General features: G+C 73.5%; 16 protein-coding genes and 1 tRNA gene. 4 read left to right on the top strand and 13 right to left on the bottom strand.

All coding sequences use genetic code 11. The annotated features are described in order from the left end of the window. The first annotated feature begins 22 nt into the window (after window positions 1-22). Window positions 23-2,242, top strand: a complete 2,220-nt coding sequence (locus ACFVUH_RS30555; RefSeq protein WP_387916602.1) for a helix-hairpin-helix domain-containing protein — start codon at window positions 23-25, stop codon at window positions 2,240-2,242. A gap of 89 nt (window positions 2,243-2,331) precedes the next feature. On the opposite strand, the gene ACFVUH_RS30550 is transcribed toward ACFVUH_RS30555, so the two are convergent. After that, window positions 2,332-2,940 (bottom strand): hypothetical protein, encoded by a 609-nt coding sequence (locus ACFVUH_RS30550; protein ID WP_355372385.1) that lies wholly within the window; start codon window positions 2,938-2,940, stop codon window positions 2,332-2,334. 330 nt (window positions 2,941-3,270) lie between these two features. Here ACFVUH_RS30550 and ACFVUH_RS30545 point away from each other — a divergent pair, with 330 nt between their 5' ends. Further along, entirely contained in the window at window positions 3,271-3,480 is a 210-nt protein-coding gene (locus ACFVUH_RS30545; protein ID WP_355372383.1) for a DUF5703 family protein, read from the top strand. A gap of 70 nt (window positions 3,481-3,550) precedes the next feature. On the opposite strand, the gene ACFVUH_RS30540 is transcribed toward ACFVUH_RS30545, so the two are convergent. The 3 genes from ACFVUH_RS30540 to ACFVUH_RS30530 form a co-directional block, all read right to left on the bottom strand. Further along, window positions 3,551-4,507 (bottom strand): chaplin, encoded by a 957-nt coding sequence (locus tag ACFVUH_RS30540; RefSeq protein WP_387916600.1) that lies wholly within the window; start codon window positions 4,505-4,507, stop codon window positions 3,551-3,553. A 243-nt stretch (window positions 4,508-4,750) separates the two neighbouring features. Next, complete coding sequence (locus ACFVUH_RS30535; protein ID WP_355372378.1) at window positions 4,751-4,996, bottom strand: chaplin; 246 nt, start codon at window positions 4,994-4,996, stop codon at window positions 4,751-4,753. A 186-nt stretch (window positions 4,997-5,182) separates the two neighbouring features. Beyond that, complete coding sequence (locus ACFVUH_RS30530) at window positions 5,183-6,526, bottom strand: M20/M25/M40 family metallo-hydrolase (protein ID WP_355372376.1); 1,344 nt, start codon at window positions 6,524-6,526, stop codon at window positions 5,183-5,185. A gap of 253 nt (window positions 6,527-6,779) precedes the next feature. Between ACFVUH_RS30530 and ACFVUH_RS30525 the strand changes: the two genes are divergently transcribed. Together ACFVUH_RS30525 and ACFVUH_RS30520 are read left to right on the top strand one after the other, a co-directional pair. Then, window positions 6,780-6,864 (top strand) — tRNA-Leu (locus tag ACFVUH_RS30525). 266 nt (window positions 6,865-7,130) lie between these two features. Then, entirely contained in the window at window positions 7,131-8,414 is a 1,284-nt protein-coding gene (locus ACFVUH_RS30520; protein WP_387916598.1) for a flavin-containing monooxygenase, read from the top strand. Window positions 8,415-8,432: 18 nt separating this feature from the next. Here ACFVUH_RS30520 and ACFVUH_RS30515 read toward each other — a convergent pair whose 3' ends face one another. From ACFVUH_RS30515 to ACFVUH_RS30475, 9 genes are all read right to left on the bottom strand, one after another. Continuing rightward, window positions 8,433-9,551: a tryptophan dimethylallyltransferase family protein gene (locus tag ACFVUH_RS30515; protein WP_387916596.1), complete on the bottom strand. Its 1,119-nt coding sequence runs from the start codon at window positions 9,549-9,551 to the stop codon at window positions 8,433-8,435. After that, entirely contained in the window at window positions 9,518-10,837 is a 1,320-nt protein-coding gene (locus ACFVUH_RS30510) for a cytochrome P450 (protein WP_387916594.1), read from the bottom strand. Before ACFVUH_RS30510 ends, ACFVUH_RS30515 begins: the two co-directional genes overlap by 34 nt. A 21-nt stretch (window positions 10,838-10,858) precedes the next feature. Beyond that, entirely contained in the window at window positions 10,859-11,452 is a 594-nt protein-coding gene (locus ACFVUH_RS30505; RefSeq protein WP_350572322.1) for an ATP/GTP-binding protein, read from the bottom strand. Beyond that, entirely contained in the window at window positions 11,427-11,810 is a 384-nt protein-coding gene (locus ACFVUH_RS30500) for a DUF742 domain-containing protein (protein ID WP_380686049.1), read from the bottom strand. The genes ACFVUH_RS30505 and ACFVUH_RS30500 overlap by 26 nt, the downstream gene beginning before the upstream one ends. Continuing rightward, the gene (locus ACFVUH_RS30495; RefSeq protein ID WP_355372362.1) at window positions 11,807-12,208 is read right to left on the bottom strand and encodes a roadblock/LC7 domain-containing protein; all 402 of its coding nucleotides are present in this window, start codon (window positions 12,206-12,208) and stop codon (window positions 11,807-11,809) included. The genes ACFVUH_RS30500 and ACFVUH_RS30495 overlap by 4 nt, the downstream gene beginning before the upstream one ends. Further along, on the bottom strand, window positions 12,205-13,428 hold the full coding sequence (locus ACFVUH_RS30490) for an ATP-binding protein (RefSeq protein WP_387916592.1): 1,224 nt from the start codon (window positions 13,426-13,428) through the stop codon (window positions 12,205-12,207). Before ACFVUH_RS30490 ends, ACFVUH_RS30495 begins: the two co-directional genes overlap by 4 nt. A gap of 336 nt (window positions 13,429-13,764) precedes the next feature. Further along, window positions 13,765-15,219 carry a chloride channel protein gene (locus ACFVUH_RS30485; protein ID WP_387916591.1) on the bottom strand — a complete coding sequence of 485 codons (1,455 nt, stop codon included), beginning with the start codon at window positions 15,217-15,219 and terminating at the stop codon, window positions 13,765-13,767. A gap of 142 nt (window positions 15,220-15,361) precedes the next feature. Then, window positions 15,362-16,072 carry a TetR family transcriptional regulator gene (locus ACFVUH_RS30480; protein WP_387916663.1) on the bottom strand — a complete coding sequence of 237 codons (711 nt, stop codon included), beginning with the start codon at window positions 16,070-16,072 and terminating at the stop codon, window positions 15,362-15,364. A gap of 135 nt (window positions 16,073-16,207) precedes the next feature. Beyond that, window positions 16,208-16,399: acyl-CoA dehydrogenase family protein (locus ACFVUH_RS30475; protein ID WP_375925771.1), on the bottom strand; the 192-nt coding region annotated here is incomplete at its 5' end.

Raw genomic sequence — 16,399 nt, 5'->3', positions numbered from 1 at the left:
TTGAGCTTTTGTGGAGCGGACGATGACTGACGCGGAGAACGGCGCTCCGGAGGAGACCCCGGCGGGCTCGGGCGGCGACGGTGCGGCCGGCGGCGCGGGCGCCGTCCCCGGGCAGGCGTCGTCGCCGGACACGGCCGAGCAGGGCGCTTCCGACCAGGACGCTTCCCAGCAGGGCGCGGCGGTCGCCGGTGACCCGGCGGGCACCGACCCGGCGGAACGGGCGGCGGCCGTCGCGGCGCTGGCGGAACGGGTGCGCTCGGTCGGCCGGTCCGCCGGGAGCCCCGACGGCCCGGCCCCCGCGGGCGCGCCCGCGGGGGAGGCGGGCGCTGCCGGGGCCGACCGGCCGGTGACCGACGAGCAGCGGGCGCAGGCGCTCAAGGCCACCGCCGAGGTGCTGACGGCGGGCGGCGCCCCGGCCGCACTGGCCGGCGCCGCCGTGGCGGCCTTCGGCGACGGCGCGGCCGAGCAGCTCCGCGAGGACCCGTGGGCCGTGCTCACCCTGCCCGGCGTCCGCCCGGAGCACGCGGACGGCTTCGCCCGCGGCCTGCTCGGCGCGCAGGCCGGCCCCGGCGACCCGCGGCGGGCCCAGGCGCTGGTCGGCTGGCTGCTCGAGCAGGCGGCGCTGCGCGGCCACTCGGCCCTGGAGATCGGCGAGGTGACCGCCGGGCTGGAGCGCCTCGGTGTGCCGGACTCCGCCGCCGCCGTCCAGGCCGCCGTGCTCGACGGCCGGGCGATGCCGTTCCAGGAGGAGCTCACCGGCGCCGAGGCGCACACGGCGGGCGGGGACGACGAGGACGAGCCGCCGACCCGCACCCTGCTCGCCCTGGAGCGGCTGGCGCTGGCCGAGGAGAGCCTGGCCGACGGCCTGGTCCGGCTGATGTCCACCTTCGTCCCCGGCGAGGACCTCGCGGAGGACGCCGACGAGGACGCCGTCGACGGCACCGAGGCCGAGGCCGAAACGGACGCCGGCGGGGACGCCGGCACCGAGGCCGGACCGCAGGCCCCCGAAGCCGCCGAGCAGGCGCCCGTCGCCCCCGGGCCGGCCGCCTGGGAGGCCGCCGCGGCCGCCGCCCCGTCCTCCTCCGCGACCGCCCTGGTCCGGGCCGCCGCCGAGAGCGCGCTCGTCCTGCACACCGGCGGCGAGGCCGCCCGCGCCGAACCGGCCGCCCTGCTGGCCGCCGCCACCGGCCTCGGCCTGCGGGCCTGGGCGGCCACCTGGAGCGACCACGGCCGGGACGCCTTCGCCGCGCTCGTCCCGCTCGCCGACGCCCCCGCCGACACGCCCGCGCCCGTCACCACGCTGGCCGAACTGCTCGCCGGAGCGGCCGGCCCGGGCCGATCCGCCGACGGCACGCTGGCGCTCGACCTGCTGATCGTCCTGGACGCCCCGCTGCTGGACGTCGAGCTGGCCGCCACCCTGCTGGAGTCGCTGGCCGACGGCACCCGCCTGGTGCTCAGCGGCGACCCGGGCCAGCTCTGGTCGGCCGGCCCCGGCCGGTTCTTCGCCGACCTGCTGGCCGCCAAGGCCTGCCCGGCCGTCGCCTCCCGCACCCCCGACTTCGGCCCGATCGGCGAGCTGGTCTCCGGTGTCGGCATCGGCGAGCTCCAGCCGGTCGAGGCGCCCGGCAAGGAGGTGGTCATCCTGACCGCCAAGGACGCCGGGGAGGCCGTCCACCGCGCCGTCCAGCTGCTCACCGACTCGATCCCGCGCGCCCTCGGCATCCCGTCCGAGCAGGTCGTCCTGCTCACCCCCGGGCACGGCGGCGGGGCCGGTACCCGCGCGCTGAACGCCGCCGCCAAGGCCCGGCTCAACCCGGGCCCGGGCCGGTTCGGCGGCTTCGACCCGGGCGACCGGGTCGCCGACTCGCCCGCCCCCGGCCACACCAGGCTCGCCCGGGTGCTGGACGGCGACGCCACCGGTCTGCACCTGGAGTACCCCGACGGCACCCGCCGCACGGTCGCACCCGCCGAGGCCGGAAAGCTGCGGCACGGCTGGGCACTGACCGTCCACCAGGCGGTCGGCCGCCGCTGGCCGGGCGCGGTGGTGGTGGTGCCGGAGGACGCGACCGCGGCACTCACCCGGCAGTGGGTGTACACGGCGTTCGGCCGCGGCGAGCGCCACCTCTCGGTGGTCCACTCCGCCGGCCCGGCGCTCCCGCAGGCCGTCGCCGGGCGCCCGGCCGCACCGCGCACCACGCGGCTGCGCGCGATCCTCGCGGAGAACGCGGCCGAGTCCTCCTGACCGGCGCCGTCCGCGCGAGGAACGTCCGAAATCATGCGCCCCGGTGGGCGCTCGGGCCCGGGGCACTCCGCCCCGGGCCCGCCGACGGATCAGTCGTCGGGGTCCTCGTCGTCGTAGACCTCGCTCACGTCGAAGCGGCAGATCAGCAGCTGCGGATCGGCGTGCTCGAACGGCTCCGGCAGCCACTCCCCCGGCTCGCTCGGCTCGGCGGCCGCCACCCAGAGCGTGGAGTCGGCCTCCTCCAGCCCGAACTCCTCGCTGCGGGCGGCGATCTCGTCCGGCTCGAACTCGCCGAACAGCACGCCGATCGCGGCGTTCACCCCGCCGCCGTCCGAGCCCCCGCCCGGGGTCAGCGAGTCGTCCAGCCGCTCGGCCTGGGCGCGCAGCCGCTTCGGGTCGACGACGTGGTAGTCGCGGCGGATCAGCACGCTGATCGCCTCGGGCTGTTCGGGGCCGTGGTACCCGCCCGGACCCTCGTCACCGGGGACCTCGAAGGGGGTGACCTCGTCGTAGACCTCGTACAGGAGTTGGTCGTACGCGATGGCCGCCGTCGCCAGCTGCTCGTAGGCGGTGGACACAGCGGAATCGTCCGCTGCGCTCTGGCTCGACACCGCTTCCAGATGACGGTCGATGGCGGCCTTGACCGCCTCGGCGGCGGCGCGTACCTCGGCAATGGTGGGCTGCGCGGCATCAGACATGGTGCAGACGCTATCTCCCCTCGGTGCCGGTACGCACAGCGGTTGTCACCTACACCCGCGATTTCACCGCAACTTCCCCCGCGATGTCCGTTCCGGGTGGGTCTGTCCCCCGGGGCGCCGGACGGCGGCGTGCGCCGGGCGCCCGCGCACACGGTCCGCGCGGGCCGTCCGGGTGCCGCTTCGCGCGGCGCGCCGGGGGTATGTCCTCCCCAGGAGCAAAGGAACTGATGCGCTGTCAGCGCGGAGCGGGTCGGGCGGCCGAAAATACCCGGGCCCGCGGTCCGAGGCAGGCCGTAGGCTTGCCCGCAGGTGTCCCTCAGGAGGAGCGTTTTGACCCCACCGAAGCCGGTCCGGCAGCCGGAGTACGAGTACCAGTCGCTGCGCATGCCGCGCGGAACGTCCCGCAACGCGGCACGCCAACTGCTCACCGATCACGCCGAGTACGGGCACTGGGAACTGGACAGGCTCCGCCTGCTGCCGGACGGCAGCCGCACGGTGCTGCTGCGCCGGCGGATCATCCGGCAGGTCCGGAGCTGGTGACGGCGGGTGCGCGGCGGGTCGACCCGCCGCGCACCCGGTGCGTCCGCTGTGTCCGGTGCGCCGTGGAGGCTCAGCGGGCGCCGGCGCGGGCGCGGCGGTAGAGGACGCCGCCGCCGATCAGCAGGGCCAGGCCGGCCGCACCGAGCAGCTCGGTGTTGCCGGCGCCGGTGGCGGCCAGCTGCTGGTCGGCCTCCGCGACGGCCGGACCGGCGTGCGCGGCGGCCGGGCGCACCGCCGGGGCGGCGTGCTGCGGGGCGGGGGCCGCCGACGGCGCGGTCGGCACGGCCTCGGTCGGACCGTTGCCCGCCCGGGGGGTGCCCTGGGTGCCCTCGTGGTCGCTCGGGGCGGCCGGCGGCGGGGCGCTGTGCGGCGTGTGCTCCTCCGGCGGGCAGTCCTCCTGCGGCGCGGCGGGCTTGCTGGGCACCGGCGCGGCCACGTTGGCGCAGTTGTTGCCGTAGGCCGGGTTGAGGGCGCCGACCACGTCGATCGAGTTGCCGCAGGCGTTGACCGGGACGTGCACCGGGGCCTGGACGCTGTTGCCGGAGATCACCCCGGGCGAGCCGGTGGCCGTGCCGGAGGCCGTCGCCCCCGAGGCCGCCGTACCCGCGGCGGCGCCCGCCGCCCCCGAACCGGCCTGACCGCCGCCCGTCTGGGCACCGCCGGCCTGGGCACCGCCCGCACTCGCGCCCGCGCCGCCGGACTGGCCGCCGCCGGTGTGGGCACCGCCCGCGCTCGCGCCGCCCGACTGAGCGCCGCCGACGTGCGCGCTGCCGCCGGGGTGGCCGGAGACGTTGGCGCACTTGTTGCCGTAGGACGGGTTCAGCAAGCCGATCACGTCGACCGTGTTGCCGCAGGCGTTGATCGGCACCTCGATCGGCACCTGCACCGAGTTGCCCGAGGCGACACCCGGCGAGCCTGCCGCGACACCCTCCGCGCCGGCGCCCGCATAGGCGTAACCGGCGGTCGAGGCCAGCACACTGCCGGTGGCCACGGCCGTGAGGAGCCCCTTCTTGGCTGCGTTCCTCATATTTTCCCCTGACATTTCGAGACGACGTGACGACCTCCCGAAAGTCGGAATTTCCCACTAGGCGGGGAGGTCCTCGGCTGCAACGGAAAGAACGAAGGAATCCACGGGGAGGTTGGCCGGTTCCACGCCCATTCACCCTTTCGAGGGATCTCACGGGCCGGACGCGGGGCGGTCCGAAAAAACAAGCGCCCCCGGCACGACGCGCACGCCGTCCGGGGGCCCGGCTCAACGACCGACGTGGGCTCAGACGTTGAAGCAGGTGTTGCCGAACGCCGGGTTCAGCACACCGATCACGCTGATGGTGTTGCCGCACACGTTGACCGGGATGTGCACCGGAATCTGGATCTGGTTGCCGGACAGCACGCCCGGGGAGCCGGCGGCCACGCCCTGGGCACCGGCCCCGCCGTGGGCGGAGGCGACACCGGTGACGGCGAGCACCAGGCCACCGGCGGCGGCGGTCACGGCGGCGATCTTCTTGACCTTCATCATTCCTCCTGTATGAACACCCGGATATCGGTTCCGGGCTGTCACAGGAAGGAACGACGCTGCGGCAAACGGGGTACGGACCGGCCGTCCGCTTCACCCAGACCGGTGATACTACGAACAGGAAATCGATCTGTCAGAACGGCGATGGCCCGCCCCCGAAAGCTCCGGGAGCGGGCCATCGCCGGGCGCTCAGCAGGCGTCGATGAACCGGTCCAGCACCCGCACGCCGAACTTCAGGCCGTCCACCGGCACCCGCTCGTCCACGCCGTGGAACATCCCGGCGAAGTCCAGCTCCGGCGGCAGCTGCAGCGGCGCGAAGCCGAAGCAGCGGATCCCCAGGTCTTGGAACGACTTGGCGTCCGTACCGCCGGAGAGGCAGTAGGGCACCGCCCGGGCGATCGGGTCCTCGGCGCGCAGCGCGGTCTGCATCGCCTCGACCAGGGCGCCGTCGAAGCCGGTCTCGATCGCCTTGTCCGAGTGCAGGCTCTCGCGCTTCACGCGCGGGCCGAGCACGCTGTCCAGCTCGGCCAGGAACTCCTCCTCGTAGCCGGGCAGGAAGCGGCCGTCCACGTGCGCGGTGGCCTGGCCGGGGATCACGTTGACCTTGTAGCCGGCGCCGAGCATGGTCGGCTGGGCGGTGTTGCGCAGCGTGGTGCCGATCATCTTGGCGATGCCGCCGAGCACCCGCAGCGTCTCGTCCATGTTCTCCGGGTCGAGCTCGACGCCGAGCGCGTCCGACAGCTCGTCCAGGAAGGCCCGCACGGTCTTGGTGATCCGCAGCGGGAACTGGTGCCGCCCGAGCCGGGCCACCGCCTCGCACAGCTCGGTGATGGCGTTGTCGTCGTTCTCCATCGACCCGTGCCCGGCCCGGCCCTCGACCGTGAGCCGCATCCAGTGCATGCCCTTCTCGGCGGTCTCCACCAGGTAGAGCCGGGTGCGGTCGTTGACCGTGAAGGAGAAGCCGCCGACCTCACCGATCGCCTCGGTCACGCCCTCGAACAGGCCCGGGTGCTTGTCCACCAGGTAGCGGGCGCCGTAGGTGCCGCCCGCCTCCTCGTCGGCGAGGAAGGCCAGCACCAGGTCCCGCGGGGGCTTGCGGCCGGTGCGCAGCCGGTCGCGGACGACCGCGAGGGTCATCGCGTCCATGTCCTTCATGTCGACCGCGCCGCGGCCCCAGACGCAGCCGTCCGCGATCTCCCCGGCGAACGGGTCGTACGTCCAGTCCGCGGCGTTGGCGGGCACGACGTCGGTGTGCCCGTGGATCAGCAGGCCCGGACGCGAACGGTCCTCGCCCTCGATCCGGACCACGGTGGACGCCCGCCCCTTGGCCGACTCGATGATCTGCGGCTCGAGGCCGAACTCGGCGAGCTGCTCGGCCACGTACTCGGCCGCCTTCCGCTCCCCCGGGCCGGAGCCGTCGCCGTAGTTGCTGGTGTCGATCCGGATCAGATCGCGGCAGAGGTCGGCGACCTCGGACTCGCCCGTCACCTTCGGCGCCGCCGCCCGCTCCGCCGACTCGCTCCGCTCGCTCACGGTCACTCCTCGTCTCCAGCCCGCACCGGCGCCCCAGCGCCACCCCCGGGACCTCCGCCCGGGCCGCACGAGCACGTCCGACCATCCTCTCCCAGCCCCCGACCCGGATCCACCCCCCGGATACGGGGCGACACGCCGCCGCAACCTGCGCTCCCCCGTCCGGAGCCGTTTTGGGACCGGCAGCAGATCACTGCTACAGTTACATCTGTCAGCGCGGCCGACGAACAGAAGGAAGCCGTGAGGACAACACCCCGTCCGGGTGGCGGAATGGCAGACGCGCTAGCTTGAGGTGCTAGTGCCCTTTATCGGGCGTGGGGGTTCAAGTCCCCCCTCGGACACCGCTGAGCGGGCCAGGAGAAATCCTGGCCCGCTTTTCGTGTTGCCCTCCGTCCCTTTCCGCCCGGACTGTTTCCCGTCGGCGCACCATTTGTACGCTGTTGGTCCCTGTTCGGTTGCCGTGACCTGAGGTTTACTTTGTCGGCGCCGCCCTCCCGGGGGTGACGCCGACGGGGGTGTCCAGGCCGGTTCGATGGGAAAGGGGGGGCGTTCCGTGGGGAACCTCCCGGATGGGTCGTATGCCGTTGACGGTCGCGGAGCCGCGCAGGTGTGCGTCATCGGCGCGGGGCTGGCGGGTCTCGCCGCCGCGCACGCGCTGGCGGTGCGGGGCATCGACTTCGTCTGCCTGGAGAAGGCTCCGGAGGTCGGCGGGATCTGGCGCAAGCCCGGTGCCGGGGAGCACGGGCCGGGCTACCGGTCCCTGCACCTGAACACCGCGAAGGAGCTGACCGGCTACGCCGCGTTCCCGATGCCGGACTCCTTCCCGACCTATCCCCGGCACGACGAGATGGCCGCCTACCTGCGGGCCTTCGCCGAGTGGGCGGGTCTGCTGCCGCGCATCGAGTTCGGCACGGAGGTGCTGTCGCTCCGACAGGACTTCGACGGCTCCTGGCTGGTGGCCGCCCGGGACGCGAACGGGGTCGTCGGCACGAGGCGTTTCGCGCGGGTGGTCGTCGCCTCGGGCGCCAACGCGGAGCCGGTGCTGCCGGACCCGGTGCCGGAGGGCGCCGAGTCGTTCACCGGCCGCATGCTGCACGCCGTCGACTACCTGGAGGGCGGCGAGTTCCGCGGACAGCGGGCGGTCGTGGTGGGCCTCGGCGCCTCCGCCGTGGACGTCGCCTCGGACCTGTCCCGGCACGCCGCACACACCGTGCTGTCGGTCCGCCGGGGGCTGCACGTCGTCCCGAAGCAGCTCTACGGCATACCGTGCGACGTGATAGCCGAGTCGCCGTGGTTCACGGACATGCCGCTGACCGAGCGGCGCGAGTACATCGAGCAGGCCCTGCTGGTCGCCCGGGGCCGGCTGTCGGACTACGGCCTGCCCGAGCCGGACCACCCGATCTTCTCCTCCGCCGTGACGATCTCGGACGAGATCCTCAGCCTGATCCGGCACGGCGAGGTGACCCCGAAGCCGGAGATCGAGTCCTTCCGCGGGAGCGTGGTCCGGTTCACCGACGGGTCGGCGGTGGAGGCCGACGCGGTCGTCTGGTGCACCGGCTACCGGATGTCCTACCCGTACCTGCCCGCCGACTGCCCGATCGGTCCGAGCGGCCGGGTGGAGCTGTACCGGCGGATCGCCGTGCCGGAGCGGCCCGGGCTGTACTTCGTCGGCCTGATCCGCCCGGTGGGGGCCATCACCCGCGCCTTGGAGGCCCAGGCGGACTGGGTCGCGCGGCTCGTCGGCGGCGAGGGGTCGCTTCCCGCCGAGGACGTCATGCGCAAGGAGATCGACGACTACCTGGCCGGCATCACCGCGCGCTACGGGCAGGGGCTCGGCCCCTCGATCCAGATCGACGTGGTGCCCTACGTGCAGGACCTCCGCACGCCGTAGCCCCTGCCCGCGCGGCGGTCAGCCGGTCGGCGGCCGGACGGCGTAGGCCTCCGCGGAGAGGTACGCGGTGATCCTGGGCGGACGGCCCCGCTGGTGGGCGAGCGCCAGGTAGGCGATCATCCCGACGCCGTCCCGCGGCCGGCGGCCGGTGAGCGCGGGCAGCGCGCGCAGGAGCGGGTCCGGGTCCATGCCGTTCCGGGAGAGCAGGTCCACCGCCCGGTCCAGGGCCTCGCCGTCGTGCCGGACGTAGTCCCGCACCGGGACGTGCAGGGTGAAGCCGCTCGGCAGGTCGTCCGCGGGGTCGGTGAAGGAGTGGCAGGACAGCACGGGCAGACCGGAGAACCGGGCGTCCGCGCGCCCCGTCCCGGCCGCCGCGGCGGCGAACTCCCGGAGCTCGGCCGCCGGCGGGCCGTCGGGCATCCGGGACAGCTCGCCGACCTCGGCGGCCGACAGGCCGGAGTGGCGGACGTAGACCTTGACCCGGGGCAGCTCCCAGTCGCCGAGGTCCAGGGCGAGGAACGGGTAGCCGTCCCCCTCGGGCAGGCCCTCGAAGGCCCAGTGGTGGCCGATCCGCTCCAGCGCCTCGCGCACGGTCGCACCGGCCCGGGAAGCGCCCCGGGCGGCCGGGTTCAGGTACACCTTGACCCGGGGGACGCCGCCGGGGCGCAGTTCCAGCGCGCACCACAGGGCCAGCGGACCCTGCGGGGAGGGCGGCAGGAGCAGTTCCTCCAGCTTGTCCAGGCAGGCGGTGCCGAACCCCCAGCGCCGGGACATGGCGTGCACGGCCGCCAGTCCGGCGCGCCCGTTCTCCTCCAGGGTGCCCGCACCGCAACCGGGTTCCAGCAGCACCCGCAGGTCCGGCGGGCCGTCCGGCCGGAAGGCGAGCGAGTACTCCACCGGTGTGTGGTCGTCGGACAGGAAGGTCCGGCCGGACGGCGGCAGGTCGAGCCGCCGTCCGGCCTCCGGTCCCAGCTCCCCGGTGAGGACGTCCGCGTAGGTCCGCGCGTCCTCCGGTCCGAGGCCCGCGACCGCGCACAGTCGCTGCAGCTGACCCGAGGTGAACTCCCCGAGCGTCGCGACGCCCCGTCTTTCCGGGTCGCCGGTCACTTCGCCAGCCAGCTCAGGAAGGAGCTCCACAGCCCGCGCTCCTTGCGGGGCGCGGCGTGCTCCTCCCGGGCGGCCGCGGCGGGCCGGGCCGCGGCGGCGGGCCGGGGCGCCTCCTGGACCGGGGTGAACCGGGTGGGAAGGGCGGAAAGCGCCCGGCTGAACGGGCCCGGACGCCAGGTCAGGCTGTCCGCCGGCACCGCGAGTTCGATGTCGGGCAGCCGGTTGAACAGGTTCTCGATGGCCGTCACGGTGATGTGCCGGGCGGGCTCCTTGGAGGGGCAGGCGTGCGGGCCCGCGCTCCAGGCCAGGTGGGCCCGGTTGCTGCCGGCCCCGCCCGTGTTGGCGGCCGCGATGCTGACCAGCACCAGCTCGCCGGCCTCCAGCTTCGTCCCGGCGAACTCCATGTCGGCCGCGGCGTAGTGCGGCGCGTAGTTGGTCAGCGGCGGGTTGCCCCACAGCGTGTCGTCCAGCGCCTCGGCGATCAGTCCGCCCTTGTGGGCGTACTGGTCCTGGGTGAGCAGCCGGTGCAGGGTGTTGCCGATGAGGTTGCGCAGCGGCTCGGCGCCCGCGCCCAGGAGAATCGCCAGCTGGTGGACCATCTCCTCGTTGTCCAGGGCCGCCTCGTGCTGCATCAGCCACGAGGTGACGTCGTCACCGGGCCTGCTCCGCTTGAGGATCACCAGGTCCGCGGTGGCCTGCAGCAGGACGTCGGCCGCCCGGGCGGCGTTGACGCCGTCGAACATGCCGGAGATCCCGAACATCACCCGGTCGCCGATGTCGGCCGGGCAGCCGAAGAGCTCGTTGAAGACGAACAGCGGCAGCTGCTTGGCGTACTCGCCGACCAGGTCGGCCGAGCCGCGGGAACTGAACTGGGCGATGAGGTAGTCGGAGATCTGCCCGATCCGCTGGGTGAGCCGGCGGGTGTCGATCCGGGCGAGGCTGTCGGTGACGGCCTGACGCAGCCGCAGGTGCTCGACCCCGTCGCTGAACAAGCAGTTGGGCCGGTAGGCCAGCAGCGGCAGGACCGGGCTGTCGGCCGGGACCCGGCCCTCGTTGAGGTCCCGCCAGCGGCGGGAGTCCTTGCGGAACGAGGCCGGGTCCTGCAGCAGCTGCAGCGCGGCGGTGTAGTCGGTGACGAGGGTGGCCTCGACGCCCGGGGCGAGTTCGACCGGAGTGGTCGCGCCGAAGTGGCGCATGTAGGCGTAGTAGGCCTGCGGGTCGGCCGCGAACTGCGACCCGTACAGGGGTATCCGTTCGCCGCTGCCGTGGGCGGGGCACCCCGGCGGGGGTACGAGTGCGGTGGACTCAGCGTCCATGTCTGCTCCTAGTGGACACGGTTAGTGGACACGGTCCAGCAAGTGACGGACCAGTCTGATCAATGCTTCGGCGGAGGACTTCTCGTCGCGGGCGTCGCAGGTGACCACGGGGGTGTCGTCCAGCAGGTCCAACGCCTCCCGCAGGGCGGCCTCCTGGTAGACCGGCGTGCCGTCGAAGCGGTTGACGGCGATCGCGTAGTCGAGCCCGTACTGCTCGATCAGGTCGATCACGGCGAAGGAGTCCGCCAGCCGGTCGGGGTCGACCAGCACCAGCGCGCCGAGCGCGCCGCGTGCCATGTCCTCCCACATCTGTACGAAGCGCAGCTGCCCGGGGGTCCCGAACAGGTACAGCACGACGCGGTCGCTGAGGGTCAGTCGGCCGAAGTCCATGGCGACGGTCGTGGTGGTCTTGCTCCTGACCCCCTTGAGGTCGTCGACCGCCTCCCCGGCCCGCGTCATGGTCTCTTCGGTGGACAGCGGGGTGATCTCGGAGATCGAGCCGATGAAGGTGGTCTTGCCCACCGCGAAGTGCCCGACGACGAGGATCTTCACGGCGGTCTGGTTGGCTCCGTCGCGGACGTAGGCCCGCTCATCCAAACTTGGCCTCAAGTCCATTCAGCACCTCCTGAAGGATGCGCGTGTCCACCAGGGAGGCACGCGCGACGGGCGGCCGCACGAGAAGGTAGCCGCCTTCACTGAGGGCCGAGAGAAGGATCCTCACCACGCCCAGGGGCAGCCGGGTGTGTCCGGCGATCTCGGCCACCGTGAGGTAGCCCGCGGCACATAATTCGAGCAGGCCCTGCTCCTCGGGGGAGAGCCGTCGGGTGGGGCGCTGCTGCTCGTCGCCCGCCGCCGTGACCAGCGTGACCAGGGAGAGCTGCTCGTCGTCCGGCAGCCCCCGGCCCTTGGTGATGACGTACGGTCTCACCAAGGGCGGGGCAGCGTCGGGGCCGTGCTCGCCACGGCTGGTCATGGGCGCACGCCGAGGTTCTCGCGCGGGGGCGCCATGAGCGCCTTGCCGAGCTGTCCGACGAGTTGCTGCATCCGGAAGGTGATGTCCGCCATGTCGACGTCCGGGGAGGCCGAGACGCCGAGGTAGGCGCCCTGGCCGGCGGAGATGAGGAAGACCCAGCCTCCGTCGAACTCCACCAGGGTCTGCCGCCACTGGTGCTGGGAGCCGTTGCAGAAGAAGGCAAGCGAACGGCTCAGCGACTGCACTCCGCTCATCCCGGCGGCGACCCGGTCCGCGTCGTCCTTGCCGATCTCTCTCGTCCGGGCCATCAGCAGGCCGTCCGCGGATATCAGGACCGCGTGCAGGGCACCGGGGATCTCCAGGGCACTGTCAAGCATCCATGACAGGTCGTTGTTCACGGGTACTCATGTCCTTCACTACTTGCAGCGGTTGGGCTGCTCGTCGTCTCCGCGGCGTCCGGACTCGTCGCCCGGCCGGACTGGGTGCCTCGCTGGAAGGCGCCCATGATCGCCGCCGTCTCCGCGCCGGAACGGACCGGTGTCCCGGGGGCCGGTGCGCCGAAGGGCTGACCGAAGCCCTGGCCGAAGCCCTGGGCGTCAGCGGCGACCGGCTCGGCCGGTACGACGGACATCGGCCGCTTGCGGCGCCGCTTCGGCAGGCCGTCGGGGCCGGTCGCGGCGGCGACCGGCGCGGCCTCGAACGGGTTGCGGGCCGTTTCGGCGCCGCCGGGGCCGGCCTCCGTCGGCCGGTGCTCCGGCATGGCGGTGAGGAGTTCGTGCGGCAGGAGGAGAACCGCGCGCACACCGCCGTAGGGGGAGGAGGAATCCACCGAGGCCTCGAAACCGAAGCGCTCGCTGAGCACACCGGCCACCGCGAAACCGAACTGCGGCGGGTTCCCGAGCGAGGAGACGCCGGAGACCCGCTCGGTCGACAGCAGCTTGTCCGCCCGGCTGCGCTCCTCGTCGTTCATGCCGATACCGGCGTCGTCGACGACGATGCAAATGCCCTTCGGCACGGTGCGGATATTGATTTCCACCATCGTGTCGGGGCTGGAATAGCTGGTAGCATTGTCGAGAAGTTCGGCGAGCACCAGCGCCACCGGTTCGACGGCCCGGCTGGTGATTCCGTAATTGACCTGGGAAAGAATCTCGACCCGCCGGAAATGCCGGATGCGGCCCTGCGCGCTGCGGACCACGTCGTAGATCGACGCCACCTCGCGCTGCCGGCCCAGCCATCCGTCGCACAGGACGGCGATGGACTGGGCACGCCGGCCGAACTGCGAGTTCGTGTGGTCGATCTCCAGGAGGTCCTCCAGGATGATCGAGTCGCCGTACTTGTTCTGCAGCCGGGAAATGACCAGCTGCTGTTCGGCGGCAAGGCCCTGAAGGGTTCGCATGGCGGACTTCAGGACCGTTTTGGTCTCTTCGTCGGCGCGCACGTGAGCCGCCTCGACGGATTGCGAGAAGTCGCTCTCCAACGCGGCGTAGTGGACTCTGAGTGCGTCGGACTCCTTTCGCGCCGACGCTGCCGCCCTGCGCTGGAGGACAATGACGGCGATTGCGCCGAGGAGGACGACGAGAAGAGCCCAGAGAATGGGGTTCTGCAGGGAATGCGTCATAGGACTCTCTTCAGGAGAGTGGCGGCCAGCTGCTGATTTACCGTCAAAGCAGGGGTGGGCCGGCGGGCGTCCGCGCCGGGGTCACCGCCCGAACCGCCCCTTGTGATTCCGTCTCACACCCGCCCGATCCCCCCGGCAAGCGCCGTGATCATATCATCGGATGAAACGCCCCTTCGCAGCCCGCCACCAGGGACGTCTAGTTGACGTGCGCTCAGTTCGCCCCACAACGAACACCGCCCCCGGGGCCGCTGCGACGCCCATTCGACCAGACCATGACACGACGGGCAAACGCGCTGCTCCCGCCGCCGGCGGAACGCGGCTGCCCGGTGGGCGGGTTCAGCGCGGCGGGGCCGCCGGGGCCGGCGCCCGGCCCGTCCACCGTGCGGCGAGACTGCGGACCGACTCGCCGACGACAAACGCCGTCACGGCTGTGACCAGCAACAACGGGAGCAGGTTGGACGCCTGGGACCCCAGCAGGGCGGTCGCCAGCACCGTGCTGGTGACCGGCAGGCGGGTGACCGCCGTACTGGCGGCGGCGAGTCCGACGGCCAGCCCCGGCGCGGTGCCGAAACCGGGCAGCGGACCGCAGGCCAGGCCGAGGGCGGCGCCGATCAGCACCGCCGGGAAGATCGGCCCACCGCGCAGACTGCCCAGCGCGACACCCCAGGCCGTCGCCTTGCAGAGGGCCAGCATCAGCAGCGCGAACACCGACCAGGCCGCCGGGTCCGCGGCGAGCGTGCCCAGGGTCGCCTGGCCGGAGAGCGCCGCCTCCTGCGGCGAACGGCCGGTCAGCAGCGCGTAGGCGGAGATGCAGGCACCGACCGCGACGGCGCACAGCACGGTGCGCACCCCCGTCCGCCGCGCGGTCGGAGGCGCCGCGGCGCGCTCCGGGTCGCCGGTGGTGAACACCTTCACCCGCCGGCCCAGCGTCTGCGCCGCGACGCAGACCACCGTGACGGCGGCGGCGATCGGCACGCCCCACAGGAAGTCGCCCGGGTCCGGGACCCCGCTGTGCGGCACCGAGGGCAGCGAGAGCGCGCCGATGGACAGCCCCGTCCAGTGGCCGAAGCCGGTGAAGACCAGCGCGCCGACCCCGCTGGCCAGCAGGCAGGGCATGACCAGCAGCAGGAGCCGCGGGCCGCCCAGGCCGGCCGCCTCGATCATCATCACGGCGGCCACCAGCGGGCTGCCGAAGATGGTGGAGATCGCCGCCGTCGAACCGGCCGCGCCGAGCACCGGCACCAGCTGTGGCCGCGCCGTCCGCCGGACCGGGCGGACGGCGAGCAGCGCCAGCCCGCCGCCCATCGCCATCAGCGGTGCCTCCGGACCGAGCACCACACCGAGCGGCAGACCGACGAGGGCGGCGAGGAGGACGCCGGGCACGGCCTTCGGCGGGGCCGGCGGCCCGCCCAGGCCGTCCACCGGGACGTGGCCGCCGTGGCCGGGCAGCCGGGTGATCACCGGGACGATCAGCAGGCCGGCCAGCAGCAGCGCGGGCAGCGGCCACCACCAGGGCGCGCGGTCGTGGCCGAGGGCGTCCGGCAGGCTCTCCCAGATCCAGTGCTGGAGTTGGTGCTCCAGGCCGACGAACCAGAAGGCGGCCAGCGAGACCGGGACGCCGACCAGGGCGGAGATCAGCAGCAGGCCCAGGTAGCCCTTGGTCAGCAGGACCTCGCGCAGCGCCGGGGCGGGCGCCTCCGCGGGGCCGGGCGCTTCGGCGGATCCGGTCGTCGGGGCGGGCCCGGTCGTCGGGGCGTCGCCGCCGCTCGGTCCGGCGCTCGGCTCGGGCATCGTCCGCCTCCGTCGCGTTCCCGCGCCGGTCCGGCTCCGGCCGCGTGCTGCGACCGAGTCTCGCCCGCGCCCGCGGGGCCCGCACGTAACCGCCCGTGCGGCTGCGCGCCGCTTGCGCCGTCGGGGTGACTGGGGGCGCGCGTCAGTCCCCTTGGACCTGCCGGGACTCGCCGAGGGCGCTCTCGATGCCCTGCACCATCCGCCACAGCGGCGCCCGGCGGCTGGCGACCAGGACCACGACGTCGTCCTGCTCCCCCGGCCCGGCACCGTCGGCCGTACCGCTGCCACCGCTGCCGGGCCGGTCGCTCCAGGTGTCGGTGACGAAGGCCATCGCGCGGTCCACCTCGGCCACCCAGTCGCTCTCGCCGCCCGAGCGCAGCCAGGTGCGCAGGGCGTGGTTGTGCGCGGCGACCACGGCGGCGGCGACCACGTCGGCCCGCAGCGGCCCGTCCGGGCGTTCGGCGAAACGACCGCGCAGGTAGTGCGCGAGGGTGTGCTCGTAGCGCCAGACCACGGACAGCTCGTAGGCGCGCAGGCCGGGGACCTTGCGGGTGAGCCGGTAGCGCTGGACGGAGAAGGACGGCTGCTCGGCGTACATCCGCAGGACGAGCCGGGCGGCGTCGCCGGCGTGCCGGACCGGGTCCTCCTCGCCGGTGCCGGATTCGAGGAACTCCGTCATGTCGGCGAGGCCGCGCTCGTGGTCGGGGAAGACCACGTCCTCCTTGGCCGGGAAGTAGCGGAAGAAGGAGCGCCGGCCGACCCCGGCCAGCGAGACGATGTCGTCGATCGTGGTCTGCTCGAAACCGCGCTCCAGGAAGAGCTCGAAGGCGGCGGCTACCAGCGCCTCGCGCATCGCGGGCTTCGGGTGCCCGTCGTTCATGGGCTGGTCCTGCTCTTCCTTCTCGCTCATTCTCCGGAACATAGCATCGGCCCCCGGCACCCGGACCGGGCCGCGGACGGCCGGCCCGGGTGCGTGCGGGGGTTGGGGTTACGGGAGGTTGCGGGCCATCACGATGCGCTGGATCTGGTTGGTGCCCTCGTAGATCTGCGTGATCTTCGCGTCCCGCATCATCCGCTCCAGCGGATAGTCCCGCGTGTACCCGTACCCGCCCAGCAACTGCACCGCGTCCGTCGTGATCTCCATCGCCGCGTCCGACGCGAAACACTTCGCCGCCGCACC

The organism is Kitasatospora sp. NPDC058032 (genome assembly GCF_042885845.1).
Classification (GTDB): Bacteria; Actinomycetota; Actinomycetes; order Streptomycetales; family Streptomycetaceae; genus Kitasatospora.
This window is presented reverse-complemented; position numbering and strand designations above follow the sequence as displayed.

Coding starts and splice junctions, on each gene's coding strand:
- ACFVUH_RS30555 (WP_387916602.1), top strand. CDS start 23: ATGACTGACGCGGAGAACGGCGCTCCGGAGGAGACCCCGGCGGGCTCG.
- ACFVUH_RS30550 (WP_355372385.1), bottom strand. CDS start 2,940: ATGTCTGATGCCGCGCAGCCCACCATTGCCGAGGTACGCGCCGCCGCC.
- ACFVUH_RS30540 (WP_387916600.1), bottom strand. CDS start 4,507: ATGAGGAACGCAGCCAAGAAGGGGCTCCTCACGGCCGTGGCCACCGGC.
- ACFVUH_RS30535 (WP_355372378.1), bottom strand. CDS start 4,996: ATGATGAAGGTCAAGAAGATCGCCGCCGTGACCGCCGCCGCCGGTGGC.
- ACFVUH_RS30510 (WP_387916594.1), bottom strand. CDS start 10,837: ATGGACGCTGAGTCCACCGCACTCGTACCCCCGCCGGGGTGCCCCGCC.
- ACFVUH_RS30505 (WP_350572322.1), bottom strand. CDS start 11,452: ATGGACTTGAGGCCAAGTTTGGATGAGCGGGCCTACGTCCGCGACGGA.
- ACFVUH_RS30500 (WP_380686049.1), bottom strand. CDS start 11,810: ATGACCAGCCGTGGCGAGCACGGCCCCGACGCTGCCCCGCCCTTGGTG.
- ACFVUH_RS30490 (WP_387916592.1), bottom strand. CDS start 13,428: ATGACGCATTCCCTGCAGAACCCCATTCTCTGGGCTCTTCTCGTCGTC.
- ACFVUH_RS30485 (WP_387916591.1), bottom strand. CDS start 15,219: ATGCCCGAGCCGAGCGCCGGACCGAGCGGCGGCGACGCCCCGACGACC.
- ACFVUH_RS30480 (WP_387916663.1), bottom strand. CDS start 16,072: ATGCGCGAGGCGCTGGTAGCCGCCGCCTTCGAGCTCTTCCTGGAGCGC.